General features: G+C 41.1%; 15 protein-coding genes. 2 read left to right on the forward strand and 13 right to left on the reverse strand.

Annotated features, from left to right (window positions below; genetic code table 11):
* Nucleotides 1-342: a P-II family nitrogen regulator gene (locus RM552_RS13260; RefSeq protein ID WP_311369348.1), complete on the reverse strand. Its 342-nt coding sequence runs from the start codon at nt 340-342 to the stop codon at nt 1-3.
* Entirely contained in the window at nt 343-1,191 is an 849-nt protein-coding gene (nadE, locus tag RM552_RS13265) for an NAD(+) synthase (RefSeq protein WP_311369349.1), read from the reverse strand. It abuts the gene before it with no gap.
* Nucleotides 1,192-1,336: 145 nt separating this feature from the next.
* Here nadE and RM552_RS13270 point away from each other — a divergent pair, with 145 nt between their 5' ends.
* Nucleotides 1,337-1,945, forward strand: a complete 609-nt coding sequence (locus tag RM552_RS13270; RefSeq protein ID WP_311369350.1) for a GspH/FimT family pseudopilin — start codon at nt 1,337-1,339, stop codon at nt 1,943-1,945.
* A 91-nt stretch (nt 1,946-2,036) separates the two neighbouring features.
* Entirely contained in the window at nt 2,037-2,660 is a 624-nt protein-coding gene (locus tag RM552_RS13275; protein WP_311369351.1) for a GspH/FimT family pseudopilin, read from the forward strand.
* 17 nt (nt 2,661-2,677) lie between these two features.
* Here RM552_RS13275 and RM552_RS13280 read toward each other — a convergent pair whose 3' ends face one another.
* The 11 genes from RM552_RS13280 to murJ form a co-directional block, all read right to left on the reverse strand.
* Nucleotides 2,678-3,142: a type IV pilin protein gene (locus tag RM552_RS13280; protein WP_432277224.1), complete on the reverse strand. Its 465-nt coding sequence runs from the start codon at nt 3,140-3,142 to the stop codon at nt 2,678-2,680.
* A 38-nt stretch (nt 3,143-3,180) separates the two neighbouring features.
* Complete coding sequence (locus RM552_RS13285; protein WP_311369352.1) at nt 3,181-7,272, reverse strand: PilC/PilY family type IV pilus protein; 4,092 nt, start codon at nt 7,270-7,272, stop codon at nt 3,181-3,183.
* Between the two features lie 14 nt (nt 7,273-7,286).
* Nucleotides 7,287-7,850, reverse strand: coding sequence for a PilX N-terminal domain-containing pilus assembly protein (locus tag RM552_RS13290; protein WP_311369353.1), 564 nt, complete (start codon nt 7,848-7,850; stop codon nt 7,287-7,289).
* Entirely contained in the window at nt 7,847-8,752 is a 906-nt protein-coding gene (locus RM552_RS13295; protein WP_311369354.1) for a PilW family protein, read from the reverse strand. The genes RM552_RS13290 and RM552_RS13295 overlap by 4 nt, the downstream gene beginning before the upstream one ends.
* The gene (pilV, locus tag RM552_RS13300; protein WP_311369355.1) at nt 8,752-9,402 is read right to left on the reverse strand and encodes a type IV pilus modification protein PilV; all 651 of its coding nucleotides are present in this window, start codon (nt 9,400-9,402) and stop codon (nt 8,752-8,754) included. The genes RM552_RS13295 and pilV overlap by 1 nt, the downstream gene beginning before the upstream one ends.
* Nucleotides 9,403-9,544: 142 nt before the next feature.
* The gene (ispH, locus tag RM552_RS13305) at nt 9,545-10,489 is read right to left on the reverse strand and encodes a 4-hydroxy-3-methylbut-2-enyl diphosphate reductase (protein ID WP_311369356.1); all 945 of its coding nucleotides are present in this window, start codon (nt 10,487-10,489) and stop codon (nt 9,545-9,547) included.
* Between the two features lie 38 nt (nt 10,490-10,527).
* On the reverse strand, nt 10,528-10,971 hold the full coding sequence (gene fkpB, locus RM552_RS13310; RefSeq protein ID WP_311369357.1) for an FKBP-type peptidyl-prolyl cis-trans isomerase: 444 nt from the start codon (nt 10,969-10,971) through the stop codon (nt 10,528-10,530).
* On the reverse strand, nt 10,964-11,464 hold the full coding sequence (gene lspA, locus RM552_RS13315) for a signal peptidase II (RefSeq protein WP_311369358.1): 501 nt from the start codon (nt 11,462-11,464) through the stop codon (nt 10,964-10,966). Before lspA ends, fkpB begins: the two co-directional genes overlap by 8 nt.
* Complete coding sequence (gene ileS, locus RM552_RS13320; protein ID WP_311369359.1) at nt 11,457-14,306, reverse strand: isoleucine--tRNA ligase; 2,850 nt, start codon at nt 14,304-14,306, stop codon at nt 11,457-11,459. The genes lspA and ileS overlap by 8 nt, the downstream gene beginning before the upstream one ends.
* 92 nt (nt 14,307-14,398) lie before the next feature.
* Nucleotides 14,399-15,346, reverse strand: coding sequence for a bifunctional riboflavin kinase/FAD synthetase (gene ribF, locus RM552_RS13325; RefSeq protein ID WP_311369360.1), 948 nt, complete (start codon nt 15,344-15,346; stop codon nt 14,399-14,401).
* A 207-nt stretch (nt 15,347-15,553) separates the two neighbouring features.
* Entirely contained in the window at nt 15,554-17,122 is a 1,569-nt protein-coding gene (murJ, locus tag RM552_RS13330) for a murein biosynthesis integral membrane protein MurJ (protein ID WP_311369362.1), read from the reverse strand.
* Between the last annotated feature and the right edge of the window lie 181 nt (nt 17,123-17,303).

A 17,303-nucleotide genomic window follows, 5' to 3' on the forward strand; every position in this document is an offset into this window, starting at 1 on the left:
TTATGAAAGAGCGTCCTCACCCTCTTCACCCGTTCGTATCCTAATTGCGCGTTCTACAGAATAAATAAATATTTTACCGTCACCTATTTTTCCTGTTTTTGCGGCTCCAATAATAGCTTCTGTTACCTGATCAATGAGTTCATCTTTTACAACAAGTTCAACCTTCACTTTGGGTAAAAAATCAACTTGATATTCTGCACCTCGGTATAGTTCTTGATGGCCTTTTTGTCTGCCAAAACCTTTCACTTCTGTGATGGTTAATCCTGACACTCCTATCATTGACAGGCTTTCTCTCACCTCGTCTAACTTAAAGGGTTTTATGATTGCTTCCACTTTTTTCATTTAGTTTTGCTCGTTGTCATAAATTGTTGGAATAGGAACACGTTTATGTTGCGTTTTTAAATAGATTGCTATTAATTTTTCATCAACGCTAACATCCTCGCTTTTACCTTCTAAAAAATCATCTATTTGTTCATAACTTAAGCCCAAAGATTCTTCGTCTGATAGTTGTGGGTTTAAGGATTCTAAATCAGCAGTCGGCGCTTTATTTATTATTTTATCAGGTGCACCCAAAAATTTGGCTACTTGTCTGACTTGTCTTTTGCTTAAACCGAATAAGGGAGCTAGATCACATGCTCCATCACCATATTTGGTATAAAAACCCGTAATATTTTCGGCAGAGTGGTCCGTGCCTAAAACTAAACCGCCCATTAAGCCTGCAATATCGAATTGAGTTGCCATCCGCGCTCTTGCTTTGGTATTGCCCTTTACAAAATCATCGGCACTTTCGCTAGCACCATAAATACCAGCTTCTTTCAAAGCTTCTACTGCACTTGCATGAATCGCATCAGCCGCCGCTTTGACATTGGCCGTAACCGCATTTGTAGGCTCAATAAAATCAATACTCAATTGTGCATCCTCTTCATCTGCCTGACTTGCGTAAGGCAGTCTTACTGCAATGAATTGATACCTATCATCCTGTGAATTAGCCTCTTCATTCAAGGCATTCACAGCCAGTTGCGCTAACCGACCTAAAGTGCAGGAATCTATTCCGCCACTGATGCCTAAAACCAAGTTTTTTAAATTAGCTTGCTTTAGTTGTTGTTTAATAAAGCCCACCCTGCGATCAACTTCTAACTCAGGATCGATTGAGGGCAACACTCTCATTTCTTGAATGATTGCCTGTTTCATTTTGGCATTCTCCAGTAAGACTCATTTTCTGTCGTAGGTTTATTGGTGATAGTAGGTATTAATTTAACTAAGTATCCATCTGCCGTAATACCCATTAAACATCCTAGTGAGATATAGTTTACAGGTATTAAACAGGAGTAGTGAAGTGAAATTTGGCCATATGGTAACGAAAAACGCAGAAAAGAGTCAGCTTGTGCGTCAACAAGGTGTGACACTTTTAGAAATGCTCGTTGCTTTAGCCGTTGCTGCAATTGTTTTAACTGTTGTCGCTCCCAGTATGCAGACGATTGTAGCTAAAAACCGAATCACTGCCGACATCAACCAAACTAGCGCGGTCATTCAGTATGCGCGCTTTAACGCGATCGACCAAAAAAGTGCCACCCTCGTTTGCCCTACGCCTGACTATAATGACTGCAGTACAAATTGGAACCAAGCGAAAATGGTATTTGTAGATGCAAATAGCAATGGTAACAGAGATTCGTCTGAGCCATTGTTAATGACGACGGATACAATTGAAGGTGGTAACACCATGAAAGGTCCTAGCGCTTCAATCGAATTCACCGATTCTGGCGCGAGTAACGTCACCAACAGTATGTCTGATACAGCTGCTTTGGTCATTTGCGATAAAACAAAAGACTCAAAACTAACCCGGGCTTTACTTATTAACCAACAGGGTCGGGTCAGAGTGAGCTTTGACAGTGATAACGATGACATCCATGAAGATTCTTCTGGGGATGCGCTTAGCTGTTCTTAGTCACAATAAATGTAGACCCAAGTTCAGTTGGGTAAATAGGTAAGGTTGGGTAAGGTGGGCACTACCAATCATTACACCCCAGACAGACGCAATGCCCATAAAACACCTATTCCCAGAAAGCAGTTACAAACCTTCCTCAATATCGATAAACAACAGAAAATGGTTAACTCTGAATGGCGGCGTCACGTTAGTTGAATTATTAGTTGTTATTGCGATTTTTAGTATCGCCTACACCATGGTAGGTCCTAATGTTCGTTACTTCATGGCTAAAAACCATCTCAGTGCAACTATCAATTATCGCAGTGGTATGATGCAAAAATCACGTTTGTTTGCTATTGAGCATGCGACGACAGTATTAATTTGCCCCTCCGTAGATTTATCAATATGCAATAAAGATTGGTCACAGCATTTGATCGCTTTTGTCGACACAAATGCCAATGGTGCAAGAGACAACAAAGAAGCCATTATTTATAGCGTTCAAGCCCTTGATAAATCAATAATGACTAAAGGGCCTAAATCACAAGTTCGTTTTTACGAAACCGGTATCAGCGCGTCACCGGCAAGTTTTATTTATTGTATAAAACTATCAAACGAAGACTATTTAATATCAGGATTGTATTTAAGCCTGCAAGGTCGTTTAAGGATGAGTAAAGACCTTAATTTCGATGGCGTCCACGAAGATAACCAGGGACGTAATCTATCCTGTCAATTTTAAACGCTTGGATTTCCAGTCTAGCAAGACCAACAAAATTCACTTGTTTCCAGCGTTCCATTGGCATTTTTATCCCACCCTTTACGGCCATCACTGAAAAAATATAAGTCACCATCGCCATCAACAATTGAACCGCTTATAGGTGTTGCTTTTAACTCGTAAGCCTGGCCATTAGTAGCCACTGCGTTAATGGTCAGTTCATAATTTTTATTTGCTTCTGGTTCCGAAGCCGGACTGTACGTAGTAAAGATAGCTGGTTTGCCAGTATCTCCAGATGAAACTGCAGCACCTTTATATGAATAATTAGAAGCATTATGTCGCTCCAGCGCGCTTGCCAGTGACATTAAGTCAGCTTGCACTGTGCTGCGAGCCCCGCTGGCTAACATACCTTGATAGCTGGGGTAAGCAATTGCAGCCAACAAACCTACTACTGCGACTACTATCATCATTTCGATGAGGGTAAATCCATATTCTGTTTTCTTCATTTTTATCTTACCTTTTTCAACATATTGTTTATTCATCATTAAGGTTTTTCTATTTCGGTTCGCCAAACGTCCTTCTGCACACGTTCAAATCGACCATAAATATTTTGAGCTAAGCACTCAAAAGCACTGCCACAGGCAACTTCATTGCCATTTTCATCAACCTCTATTACTGCAGATACACATTCTGCACCCAAACACACAACAGGTTGAACAATATTTTCAATTAGTATTTTGGTATCTGGCGCTATCCCCGTTTGGGATAATTGTGCATAACGGTCATCAGCGTCTCGCTCATTATTATTGTTAAGGTCGGTAACGGCGTTGCCGTCAACTAAGTTGACTAAATAAGCGCGACTGTTGCCCGTTGGAGGCGCACAAATACTGTCGCTCGCCGACGCGGGCAAATAAGTAGTAAAGAAAACTCTATAATCAAGAATCAGTGGTGACGCTAATACTTTTTCTCCACCACTCGTTAACTTGATCATCCAGCCTTTTTTATCGGCAAAAGCCTCAGCTGCTAATTGTTGTTCATTGTTGTCAGAAGAAGTTAACAAGTGATCAGTAGCATCATATAATTCGCCTGCGCCAAAGGCTAAGGTGGGTAGCTTGTAGTGACCATTGGTATCGGTATTAAACACGCCGGTATCTTTTATCAAGTAAAATTCATCTTGAATAGTGGTATTCAACGGTCCCGCTCTAAAGCCTGTGCCTGCGGCGACAGCATAATATTGTTGGTCGCCCAATAATATCTCCGAAACATCAGGTGCGTAATAAAAACGACGATTGGTTTGTTCAGTGTCTCCCGCAAAACTACCTAAAAGTCCCCCACGCACCAAATTACCGAGCGTTTCACCGTTATAAATATCCAGTCTGAAGATTTGTCCACCTGTGTCACTGACGTACATATGATCGGCAAGTTGGTCATTGTCTCTGTCAATCACGGCCACGCGAGCAGGGATACTGTACTTCATATCAGGCAAATTCAAATCAGCATTTTCTAGCCCTGCCTCCCAGAGTAATTGACCATTGTCGGCGTCAATTATATAGACACTGTTCCCAACGTTATCGGGTGAACGAACAAGCTTATTATCTTGAGCCTCATCATAACCACCACCAACAATCATGACATTTTTTATCGTAGAGCCAATTTTTATTTTAGTAATAATAGGGCGCGACCATGTTTGCGCCATATTAGTATAATCACCGGAACCGCCGTTTATGGTAAAGACCAATTTAGGATTTGTACGCTCAGTAACATCGACAACATAGTAATTGTTGCCACCGCGACGCATTCCGATATACAAATAGATTTTGTCATCAAATGTACGGATAACTAAATCACCGTCCAAACCATACAGGTGATTAAAGGTTGATCCATCACGATAGAAATCGTACAAATTCCCTAATAATTCACGCGGTATAATCGCAAAATTTTCGCTACCATCATCGGCGTCGATAGAGTGCAAGAAACCATGATTAGTGGTGACATATATAGAACTCTTACCATTTTCATAATTGACAATCGCGGGCTGGGAATGAATTGGATCACCCATTTGCAAGCGTACATCGGTTGTAGAGCCATCGCCATCATCGTCAAGTACATCAACGCCTCTTGCCCACTTGATTACTTCTTCGCGCAAGGTTGCAGAATCGGGTAATACATCAACGGCCATATCAGCTTGCGTAATATTTGTATTATTTTCATTCAATTCATTCGTATTCTTAAAGATAGTACCTGGTTCGTTATCAAACATATAAGTATTTCTGACTAAATCTAAACGACCGGCTGCACCACCTTCCCTAACATCATTCCCATCGGCAATAGGTGACCAAAAACTATGCGAGTTTTCAGCAAAAAAGCCTGTTGCAGAATCAACGGCTGTTACACCATTAGTATCCAGAATTTTATCACCTTTAATTTTGTACTTTTTAAGATTACCCGGCCATAGCGTGCCTTCGGCTGGCTTAAAGAGTGCAAAATATAGTTCATCTCGGTGCGACAAACGATTTAATTGGTTTACCGCAACACCAGGCGATACAAAAGTTGAATTAATATCTTTCACTTGGCGTAAAATAGTTTCAAAAGCCGTTAACAACTCAGTGCTATTATCGGCCCTATAAAATCCCCCACCCGATTGCAAGGCTATTTGATTCAAAAAATTGTTTGCTGTCGAGTTAGCCGCAAAACCAATAGTATGCGTTATGACGCGCGCATCGATAACAGAATCACCGGTGTCAGCGATATTTTTAACCAAATCTAAGCCGCATTTTTCACCGCCACTGCCGGTACAGTTTTTACCCAGCAAACTTTGGATTTTAGAAACACTGTGGTTGTGATTTGCTTGACCATCTGACAACAACACGATGTGATTGTTGGTTTGACACTGTAAATCTTGTATTGGCGAAATGTAGGTTGCGCCGGCTGGAATGTATTCACCGCGGCAATTATTACTGCTTAAATTTTCTTCAGTGCACCCAGAAGGTCGAACAGGATCTGCACCCACATAACTTGAACGGTGACTGACCCTTGTCGATCTCCTCACCGAGCTTGAAACACTCGATTCACCACGTTTTAGCCCATAATCAACATTTAAACCACCGTAATACATGGTTGCTTCATAAAGCGTATCGACTATTGGTGTAAGGCCGTTAGCACTTAATTCATCAACTTGACTGATTAAGCGCTGACGCACAGTCGAAGAAGTAGAAGGTTCAGCATTTGCCCGGAATTCCAAGACTAATCGAGCGGCTCCTGATGGCTTACCATTGTATGTGTAGCCGCCTCGCTTGGCACTATTAAAGTCTGACATGACTATTATCATTTCATTGTTTGTACGCCATCCTGGCCTATCAATTATCTCTTGAACAATTTCAGTAATAGGTGGACTTTGATATACACCATTTCGATACCACGGCTCAATGTTTGTCCAGTTTACTGTGGCAGCCGTTTTAGGTTTATTTTTTAACAAATAACGAGTATAAGGCGAGAAATCGTCTGGGTCGTCTTCATCAACCCCTCTAATGGTCATTCTTGCACCTGAACTTGTGCCATTTTGATAAGCCGTGAATTCAAGGTAAGCGCTCAAAACTGTCGCGCCTTGAGGCATATTGATATCTTTAAATCTAATACCTATGTAAGCATTACTACTTTCATGAAAGGTTAATTCACTCGCGGTGGATTGGTATCCGTCACTACGTTCTTCAGCATTCTCATCTTGTTGGTCGACCTGATAAAAAAAAGTGTCACGAATACAACCTGTGGCGGTCGTCTCGTCGTAAGTGATAACCAATTGTGGTGATCTACTGTTACCATCGTCATTTGAAAATGCTTTGCGATTACTGCCTACGGTCTCATCCACTGTCTCCATAATGATGGATAAATCGTTTCCCCCACACCAGTCGCTTCTATCAACTACTTCTTGAATAACGCTAGAAATATCGGGGGTCACTATAATTTCGCCAAACTGTGGCCACTGATTGTTTTCGTCCCAATTGACTTGCGTACTAGTCTTCGGGCGGTCAGAAATGTCGTTGTCATCGCTAGTGAATTCTTCCGAAACAGCGGCATCTTCAGCACTAATAATAAAGTTTGTAGCATTTGTATTTATGCCTGCTGATGTAAAACGAATCACTGCACTTGTTATCACTGCACCTTGAGGAATATTTACATCTTCATATCGCAATCCGGTATGGACTTTATTTGTATCACTCGACAATATAAGTTGGCTTGTTCGAGGCTCAACACTACTGCCTATCTGATAAGCATCGTTGTCGCGACTGACTGTTGGTAAAACTAATTCGGGTGCTACTTGCGAATCAATGTCTCTTACGGGATAAAGAACCGGACCACCATAATCTGAAAAACGCATTAAACCTGCGTTAATATTGGTTGCGTTAGATAGAGCGTCGCGCAATGCATCCTGAACACGTTGCATACGAGACTGACTAGTGCCATCGTAGGCTCCCATACTACCCGAGGTATCCATTATAAAGAGTACGTTTGGCTTAAAGGTTACTTGCGAACTACTGGTCCCTAAATAAATCTCTAAATCATCACCATATGCACTAAAGCTAATACAAAAACTTAACATGCATGCTGCCATAGCAATTTTTATTTTCTGGATAGTCATTGGCGTCTCCATAATCAATTAGATGCAGGTGCGAAAACTGCGGCAGTTAGTGAGTTTGCAACCACATAATTACTTCCTTCAGTTTGACCGCAACCTTTCACAATAAACACGTGGCAATTAATATTGCTACCGCCAATTACATTGCTTGACCCCCTGCAGGCTTGCTCCCTAATAAACGCTGTACGCGACCAACTATTTGTGGGTGGATGTGTACTATATTTGGCACTCGCAGTATGACGTTGGCCAAAAGGCAAACCATTTTGGGTAATAACGCGTTCAGCTCTGTTATTGTCAAAACACGTGAGTGTGTCGTTGTCGAGATCTAGCTCGGTTAATTGACGTGCTTCAGATAATGGGTCAAGCAGTGAAGGGTCAACCAACACTGATTCGTCTTCAGATTCAAACACCACACCTGCAATGGCTGCTTCTGCGGCATCAAAAGCCACTGACTTACGTTCGATTGAACTGGCCATTTTACCTTGCAACAAGCTACTAGAAACTGCTGATACCCCTAAAACTGTGATCGATAACAAAACTAACAATGCAAACACTAGCACTAAGCCTTTTTCATTTTTCATGCGCCACTCCTTGCAAAATTTTTCATATTTCTAAATGTGATGGTTGTTTCAAACGCTTTGTATAAACCGTTATCAGGGGCAGTCATTGTGTCTTCATTTAATAATTTAAAGGTACTTGGTTTATCTAGATTTATTTGTCCCTCTCCCTTAACCACAATCGCCAACCTAACACTGACTATTTGTTGATTTGCAAGAATGGCATTGGCTAAAAGAGAGGCATCTACATATCTAACAGGCAAGGTTTCACCATTATTGGTAGCGGGTGATGCTAAGCCATAAGTCACTTGGAAACTTAATACATCGTCTAAAATTGTGAATGCAGCGTTATTATTATTACCTACCGCATTTTTTTGACCTCTTAAAACTCGGCCATCAAAACCTCTGCACTTTAACTTATTGTCACTCACAAAATATTCATTAACGACATAAAACTCTTCGTCATTTGCATAACCTAGTTTGTAACCTCTACAATCGCGAGTGCCTTGTAAACTGATCACTAAAGTATCGTTGGCGCCACTTGCACCTTGCTTGGCACCTAGATCTATATTTGCAACAAAATCGCCTGGCAAAGGAATAGGCTTATTCCTGATAAATGATTCTTCTTCAACAATATCAACTAAGTTACTTAAGTTTGGGTTCATGGCATCGTACATGCCAACCATCAGTAATTCATCACGCAAACGGGTAATTATATAGCGACCGCTTTCTTGGGTGCTAGCAACCGCTCGGTTGAGCCTATCGGTGACACTATTACTGATCATTATTTGCACAATTGCAGAAGAAATCACTAAACCAAGCGCCAATGAAATCATTATCTCAATCAGCGTGAATCCTTTTTGATTGCTACGCCTACTATTGACCTGCTCACTAGAAATACTTGGTTTACTTTTTAGCAATCTCATTAGAGAGTAACCTCAACCACAACACAGTCATTTTCAGCCTTTTCTCCCGAATTGCAGTTTGGATTAGGCTTTTTTGCTTGATCTCGCCAACTTTTCATTGGCCAACTCACCATAATGGTATGCATGGAACCGGCTGTACAGGCGTCCGCGTCAGTCGTAATTGTGTCGTCACATGTTAGTGAAAGGCTTGCGTTTGGATTTTCACGAGCAAGTGCACATGACATCTGATATGCGTCGAATGTGGCAACTTCAGAAGGTGTACATTCGCCACTTTGGCAATCAGGAATATCTGCTGGAATAGCCAAGCAGTAGCAATCATAATTTGTCGCGCTAGACGCACATGACAGGTTAGCGAAATTATAAATATCACTATCAAAGTACTGATTGTTAACAACAAAACCGTCTGTTCCAACAGATGCAACTGTGCTAACCCGTAAACGTTCGCTCATTTGTTGAGCAACCATCACAGCTTGTGTTCGCGCCAAGGCCTCTTTGTTTGAGAAAGACCCGACAAATTGCAAAGAAGCAACGCCGAGCAAACCCACCGCTAATATTATTAGAGTGATCAACACCTCAATCATTCCAACACCCTTTTGAGGTGATAGACTCAGCTTGAAGTTGACAATATGCATTCTATTGTAGATTTTCATTACTTAGGTAATCGTCACAAATATTATTTCCATGACGACATTTTACTGATTATTGTCGATACTTGGTTATTGAGTATCAGTCTAAGGTATTAAATCGCAATAGATACTGGCCGAACGGCCAGTTTTAAGGTGTTTTTGTAGTTTATGAAACTTGTTTTATACGTAGTTCTTTTGGTACGGCAAATTCAACATTTTCAGGACGCCCGTCACGTTCGCTTGCTTCACTTGCTCCCCATTCAATAAGTTTGTTTACAACGCCTTCTACGAGCACCTCAGGGGCCGATGCGCCTGCCGTCACCCCAATATGTTGAATACCATCTAACCATTCTTTTTTGATGCAGTTTTTATCAGCAATAAGATATGCAGTGGCACCCATTTTTTCGGCGAGCTCTCGTAAGCGATTAGAGTTAGAGGAGTTTTGTGCCCCCACCACCAACAACACTTCACAATCTCCCGACAAGTCGCGAACGGCATCTTGTCGGTTTTGTGTGGCGTAGCAAATATCATCTTTGCGTGGGCCATCAATTTTTGGGAATTTTATTCTTAATGCGTCTATGACTTCAGCTGTATCGTCGACTGACAATGTGGTTTGACTACAATAGTATAAATCGTCCGCATTATTCACTTGCAATTTAGCAACATCATCAATAGATTCGACTAAATAGATACCACCATTCTCATTGCTGTATTGGCCCATGGTGCCTTCTACTTCAGGGTGTCCATGATGGCCAATTAGTATACATTCGGTTCCCTTTTTACTCGCACGCATGACCTCCATGTGTACTTTAGTCACCAGCGGACAAGTCGCATCAAAAACCTTCAAGCCTCGATCAGTTGCTTCATTTCGCACAGCTTGGGATACGCCATGGGCAGAAAAAATTACGATTGCATCGTCTGGAACTTCGCTTAATTCATCAACAAATATTGCTCCCCGCCCCTTTAGCCCATCAACCACAAAACGATTGTGAACAACTTCATGACGCACATAAATAGGCGGTTCAAATATTTCTAAGGCACGTTCGACTATAGTTATCGCTCGGTCTACGCCTGCGCAAAACCCTCTAGGGTTAGCCAAATGGATTTGCATATTATTCTCCACAAATTATAGTATTGATATTAGGCCACTTAATCGACAATATCGAGCACTTCAACATTAAAAATCAAGGTTTCACCAGCCAAAGGATGGTTAAAGTCGACCGTCACAGAATGCCCGGCAATTGTTCTAATAATACCAGGTAAATCACTGCCATCAGGTTGTGCAAATCCGACAATAGCACCTTCTTTTAATTCTATTTCAGCCCCAAACTTGGTGCGGTCTACATGATAGATATTATCCGGGTTAGGCATACCAAAAACGTCGTCGGGTGGTAAGGTAAATTTCTTTTTATCGCCTACTTTTAGGCCCTTTAGGCAGCTTTCAAAATTAACTGTCAAGCTACCATCTCCAAGCACCATTTTAGCCGGCTTGTCGTTAACCCGGGTGCTATCTGCCGCTGTCCCATCTTCCAACGTTAGGTCATAATGCAAAATAACCGTACTATTATCTGTCACAACAACTGGCTCAGTCATCTACTTTATTTTCCTCTTTGTTTTTAAACATATCAATGATAAGTAGCACAGCACCTAGAAAAATCGCTGAATCCGCTACATTAAAGGCTGGCCAATGGCTTGTCTTATAATAGAAATCCAGAAAATCGATCACGTAGCCATGCACTATACGGTCAAAAACATTTCCTATTGCGCCGCCTAAAATAAAACTAAACGCCACTGGAAGTAATATCTGGTCTCGATTTGATTGTCGCAGCCACCACAATATTAAGGCGCTTACAATTAATGCCACAGCACTTAAGAAATAGCGCTGCCAGCCACTTGCATTGCTGAGGAAACTAAACGCAGCTCCGTGATTATGCACATAAAAAAGATTGAAAAAACTGGTGATTTGAATGGATTCAAATTCATACATCGCATTAACAATCGCCATCTTGCTTGCTTGATCAACAACAAATACAATCACGCTTATCCATAAAAACCGGAGTCCTGTTTGCTTCAGTAGATTAAGCATACTTTCGCACTTCCCCTTGCCCATCAACATTATCGATACATCTGTTACAGAGCTCAGGGTGTTTAGGATCGCTAGATACCTCTGCTTTATGATGCCAACATCTTGTACACTTTTCGTTTTCTGATTTATGGACTACTACGTAGAGACCTTCGTCAGCAGTCGCAGCATCTTTTTGTAAGTCTTCGTGTAATTCTGTTTGCGCAAAAATACTCGCTTCTGAGGTGATCAATACAAACCGCAACTCATCTTTTAGTTGGGCTAATAAGGCATAATTAGCTTCATTCAAATATAGACTTATTTCTGCTTCTAGCGAACCACCAATAATTTTGGCGTTTCGTGCTTTTTCAAGTGCGCTATTTACTTCCGCCTTAATTTTCATGACTTTTTGCCAATATTCATGATTCATAGTTTGTTGATCAGTATTGAAAGCCTCCACTTTTGGTAATTTTGTATACCAAACATCTGTAAAAACAAACTCGCTGCGTTCGCCGGGCAAAGCTTCCCATACTTCTTGTGCAGTAAAGCTCATAATGGGCGCCATCCAACGCACTAGTCCTTCCATTATGTGATAAAGAGCAGTTTGACAAGACCGTCGCGCAATACCATTTGCTTTAGCCGTATATTGCCTATCTTTAATAATATCCAAATAAAAACTGCCCATTTCAATCGAGCAAAATTGCATAAGTGTTTGTGTAACAATCAGCATATCGTAGTCTTCATATGCAGCTAAAATTTGCGCTTGTACTTGCTCTGCTCTTGCCAAAGCCCATGCATCTAAAGCAACCATTTCGGCCGGTGCAACTAAGTCCGTTGCTGGGTCAAAGCCATTTAAATTAGCGAGCAAAAAGCGACAGGTATTTCGAATGCGGCGATAAGCGTCTGCCGAACGTTTAAGAATTTCATCGCTGACGGTCATTTCACCACGATAGTCGGTCGAAGCAGCCCATAGCCTTAAAATATCTGCACCTAACTTATTAGTGACATGTTGTGGTGCAATAACATTGCCCAATGACTTCGACATTTTTTTACCATGAGCATCGACAGTAAAGCCATGAGTCAATACTTCTTTATATGGTGCTTGGCCATGCATGGCGATTGAAGACATCAACGACGACATGAACCAACCTCTATGTTGGTCAGAACCTTCAAGATACAAATCAGCAGAGGCTTGAATATCCTCTCGCTGATCAACAACAAAATAATGTGTTACCCCAGAATCAAACCAAACGTCTAAAGTATCGGTTACTTTCACATAATCTGCTGCATCTGCGCCAATGAGTTCCTCATCACTAAAGTCCCACCATGCTTGAATACCCGTCGATTCAACTGCAAGCGCCACTTTTTCCATGATGGTGGCGGACTGAGGATGTAATTCGCCAGTCGCAACATGCACAAACAAACAAATAGGTACACCCCACGTTCTTTGTCGCGATATACACCAATCAGGTCGACCTTCGACCATTCCTTTTATGCGTTCTTCGCCCCAGGATGGTATCCATTTTGTTTGCTTTATTTTCTCGACGGATTCAGCACGAAGGCCGTTTTTGTCCATACTAATAAACCATTGTGGAGTCGCTCTAAATATAATAGGTGTTTTATGACGCCAACAATGTGGATAACTATGTTCATATTTTACATTTAATACTAAACGCTTTGCTTCACTTAGCGCATCAATAATAGATTGGTTGGCTTTGAATACATGCTGCCCTGCAAACATTGGTGTATCGGCAATATAAACACCATTTGGTCCTACTGGATTGTACACTTCTATGTCGTATAATTTACCCACATTGAAATCGTCGACACCGTGAGCCGGTGCTGTATGCACGCAACCAGTACCAGATTCTGTGGTGACATGTTCACCCAATATCAAGGGTACTTTGATGTCCAGAAGTGGATGTTCAACTAGCAATGTTTCTAACGCACTTCCTGTACAATGCGCTATCAGCTTAGTGCTACTCGCATGGTAACGAGTTGCGCATGATTCCATCAAATCACTGGCAATAATATAACGGTGCGTATCACCTTCAATTTGCATATCGACTAATGCGTATTGTAATTCAGGGTGCAAACTTATCGCTCGGTTTGCTGGTATAGTCCAGGGCGTAGTTGTCCATATAACAACACTTGCATCAACGGCCGCCATTTCTTCCGTTGTTAAGCCAAAGGCTGTGGCAAAAGCTGAGCAATCGCTTACTGGGAAAGATACATCTATAGCTGGCGAAACCTTGTCTTGATACTCGACCTCTGCTTCAGCCAATGCAGATGCACAATCTGTGCACCAATGTACCGGTTTAAAGCCTTTTTCTAAGTGACCCGATTGTACAATTTTACTCAGTGCGCGAATAATGTCAGCTTCGCTTTTAAAATCCATTGTTTTATATGGTTGGTCCCAGTTTCCGAGCACTCCTAGGCGTTGGAAATCTTTACTCTGACCCTGTATTTGTGTTTCTGCATAACGACGACATTTTTCCCTGAACTCTGCAACAGACACTTTTTTACCGGGCTTACCAACTTTCTTTTCTACCATCAATTCAATAGGCAAGCCATGACAATCCCAACCTGGTACGTAGGGGGAATCAAAATCAGACAAAGTTTTTGACTTAACGATAATATCTTTCAAGATTTTGTTAACGGCATGGCCAATATGTATATCACCGTTTGCATAGGGAGGGCCATCATGAAGAATAAATGAAGGTTTACCTGCTTTAGCTTGCCTAATTTTTTGATAAAGCTTTTTTTCTTCCCATTGCTTTAGCATTTGAGGTTCACGATTAGCTAAATTACCACGCATTGGAAAGGCAGTATCGGGTAAATTTAACGTCGCTTTATAGTCATTCATAATTGGCACTCACTATAGGCACTCATGTTTATTCTTTTACTCATATTTTCAACATTTATTAATAATCTAATATTTTTTCACGAAACCGATTTTTAAATCACTACTGCTTTAGCAGTATCATCGCGAAGGATCTGTTTTGCTTCTTGGGCATCTACGTTAATTTGCGTTTGCAAGGCTGCAAAATCGGCAAACTTTCTTTCGTCTCTTATTTTGTCGACAAAATCGACTTTTATATGCTGTCCGTATAAGTCAGCATTAAAATCAAACAAATGCGCCTCTAACTGAATCTTTGTCCCGTTCAATGTTGGTCTATTCCCGACATTGACTACTGCATCGTACCACGCGTCTTTAGTTCTTGCTCTGCAAGCAAATACGCCACTAACCGGTGATTTATGTCTGTTGAGTAAAATATTGGCAGTCGGAAAACCTATTTTTCGACCATTTTTCTCACCATGTACAACTTTACCACTGACGCAAAAGGCCCTACCCAACATATAGTTTACCGATGCAAAATCGCTTCTAGCTATAGCATCTCGAATCGCAGTTGAACTAATACGCGAGTCGTGCAACCTGAAACTTTGTGTACTGGCTAAGCTAAAGCCCGAAGTGATGCTGTGCGCTTGCAATAGTGCGTAGTCACCGGCACGTTTATGCCCAAATTTAAAATCATCACCAACAACTAAAAATTTCACACCAAGTTGCCTCACTAAAAGAGATTGTACAAAATCTTTTGGCGACATATTAGAAAATGTGCGGGTAAAGCGCACACATATTAATCGGTCAATACCTATGGCTTTTAGTGCGTTGTATTTATCCCGCAACAGCGACAATCTTGCCGGTGCATGCTCGGGCGCAAACAGCTCTTCAGGCTGCGGTTCAAAAACCATTACAGCGGCGGGTAAGTTCAGCGACTGCGCTTTTTCTAATAAGTTACGCAAAACAGCCTGATGCCCCAAATGTACACCATCGAATTTACCGATAGTTAACACACAGCCATGATGACTGGCATTAATGTTTTGTAGGCCTCTGATTAATTCCACGCTTTAAATAGTTCCAAACAGCTAATTCGAGCTTATGTTGAGCTTACCACTTTGTTTAACAATGTATTGTTTACGCCAAACATGAATTGGCGACATCATTACTCAAATTATACACAAAGGGGATGACTAAAAGCGGTAGATTATAAACGAGTCAGCTAGTATTACCAACGCTTTGTGGCGAGTGTTTACGAATTTAGACAATGATTTTTATTTACCGGTGTCTTGATTTGAAACTAATTGATTGGGACGCACCCCTAAAAGCAACAATAAACACCCATACACGCCTACACCAATAGCAATGGTAGCGATGAGTTCTAGAATACGTGCTCGTAAAACTAAGTCGAACCAGTCTACCTGCATGGAATAAGTATAAATCGCAGAGGTCATAATTAAACTCGCGACCAATACCCTAGCTAAAAACCACCATGTACTGGTAGATATTTTAAAAACACCTAAGATAGAGAGCCTGCGATACAATAAAAAAGCATTCAAACTACCTGATAACGCCGTCGCCATTGCCAGCCCGACGTAACTGAATGGAATCGCCAAAATTAAATTAAAAACCATGTTCGCAGCCATGGTAATAATACCGTAGCGTACTGGCGTTTTAGTATCTTGGCGCGAATAAAAAGCAGGTGCAAAAATTTTTACTAGCATAAAACTAAATAATCCACTGGCATAGGCCATCAAACTATACGATGCCATTAAAGTATCGTGGGTACTAAATTCACCACGTTGAAAAATAACTAATAATAACGGCATTGCAAGCACAATAAGAGCTACACTAGCCGGAATACCAAGAATAGCGATAAGCCGCAGTGCCCAATCTATGTTCCTTGAAAAAGCTTTCTTGTCAGAACTTACGTGATTGCGCGAGAGTGTGGGTAAAATAACTGTAGCAATAGCTATACCAAACAATCCTAGCGGGAATTCAAGTAAGCGGTCAGAGTAATACAACCAACTAATAGATCCTGTCATCAAAAAGCTGGCAATTAAGGTGTCTAACAACAAGTTTATTTGACTCACTGAAACGCCAAATAAAGCTGGGATCATTAATACCCGAACTTTTTTCACATTGGGATCAGACCAGCCCCATTTAGGTTTAACCAACAAACCTGCCCTAAACAAAAAAGGTAATTGAAACGTTAACTGGACAAATCCCCCCAGAAAAACCCCCCAAGCAAGTGCAAATGCAGTGTCACTCACATAAGGACTTAAATAATAAGCACAGCCTATAATACAAACATTAAGTAAAACTGGGGTAAATGCTGTGGCAGCAAACTTATTCAAAGTGTTCAGTACGGCTCCTACAAAACCAGCCAATGAAATAAAGAAAATATAAGGAAAGGTAATTTTTAAGAGTAATGAAGCTAATTCGAATTTTTGGCCGCCGGGTTCATCATTGACATAATCGACAAACCAGCCCATACCAAACATTGCAGCTAATACTGGTGATGCTATAACCCCCACTACAGCGGTTACAAACACGATCGCACCGAGGGTTCCAGATATTTTTGCTACAAACTCTCTTAGTTTTTTGTCGTCATTTTCAGCTTGTACTTCTGCCAATACTGGAATAAACGCCTGTGCAAAAGCACCTTCAGCAAATAGCCTCCTCAAAAAATTAGGAATTTTGTTTGCGAAAAAAAATACATCCGCAGCAGCACCTGCGCCCATAAAATTCGCCACAACAATATCTCGTATTAAACCCAATATCCGCGATAAAAAGGTCATAGCGCTGACGATGATGCTTGCTTTTAGTAGTTGTTTAGCCATATGTTGACTCTAAGCGGCTAGGTGACGAATCCAAGGTAATTAAACTCTCTGTGGTTGAAAATTCTTTGATGCCCTTACTAGTAAGAATGCATGTTTTAATTAAGACCATATTGGCTTAATAATAGGCTACATCTAACGACAAGGACAATGATAAAGATAGTAGCATCAGTTTAATATGCTA

It is taken from the genome of Glaciecola petra, from assembly GCF_031846345.1.
GTDB classification, from domain to species: domain Bacteria; phylum Pseudomonadota; class Gammaproteobacteria; order Enterobacterales; family Alteromonadaceae; genus Glaciecola; species Glaciecola petra.

Bases quoted from the DNA above. Each gene is read 5' to 3' on its own strand.
- RM552_RS13260 (WP_311369348.1), bottom strand. From the start codon at position 342: ATGAAAAAAGTGGAAGCAATCATAAAACCCTTTAAGTTAGACGAGGTG.
- nadE (WP_311369349.1), bottom strand. From the start codon at position 1,191: ATGAAACAGGCAATCATTCAAGAAATGAGAGTGTTGCCCTCAATCGAT.
- RM552_RS13275 (WP_311369351.1), top strand. From the start codon at position 2,037: ATGCCCATAAAACACCTATTCCCAGAAAGCAGTTACAAACCTTCCTCA.
- RM552_RS13280 (WP_432277224.1), bottom strand. From the start codon at position 3,142: ATGAAGAAAACAGAATATGGATTTACCCTCATCGAAATGATGATAGTA.
- RM552_RS13285 (WP_311369352.1), bottom strand. From the start codon at position 7,272: ATGACTATCCAGAAAATAAAAATTGCTATGGCAGCATGCATGTTAAGT.
- RM552_RS13290 (WP_311369353.1), bottom strand. From the start codon at position 7,850: ATGAAAAATGAAAAAGGCTTAGTGCTAGTGTTTGCATTGTTAGTTTTG.
- RM552_RS13295 (WP_311369354.1), bottom strand. From the start codon at position 8,752: ATGAGATTGCTAAAAAGTAAACCAAGTATTTCTAGTGAGCAGGTCAAT.
- pilV (WP_311369355.1), bottom strand. From the start codon at position 9,402: ATGAAAATCTACAATAGAATGCATATTGTCAACTTCAAGCTGAGTCTA.
- ispH (WP_311369356.1), bottom strand. From the start codon at position 10,489: ATGCAAATCCATTTGGCTAACCCTAGAGGGTTTTGCGCAGGCGTAGAC.
- fkpB (WP_311369357.1), bottom strand. From the start codon at position 10,971: ATGACTGAGCCAGTTGTTGTGACAGATAATAGTACGGTTATTTTGCAT.
- lspA (WP_311369358.1), bottom strand. From the start codon at position 11,464: ATGCTTAATCTACTGAAGCAAACAGGACTCCGGTTTTTATGGATAAGC.
- ileS (WP_311369359.1), bottom strand. From the start codon at position 14,306: ATGAATGACTATAAAGCGACGTTAAATTTACCCGATACTGCCTTTCCA.
- murJ (WP_311369362.1), bottom strand. From the start codon at position 17,122: ATGGCTAAACAACTACTAAAAGCAAGCATCATCGTCAGCGCTATGACC.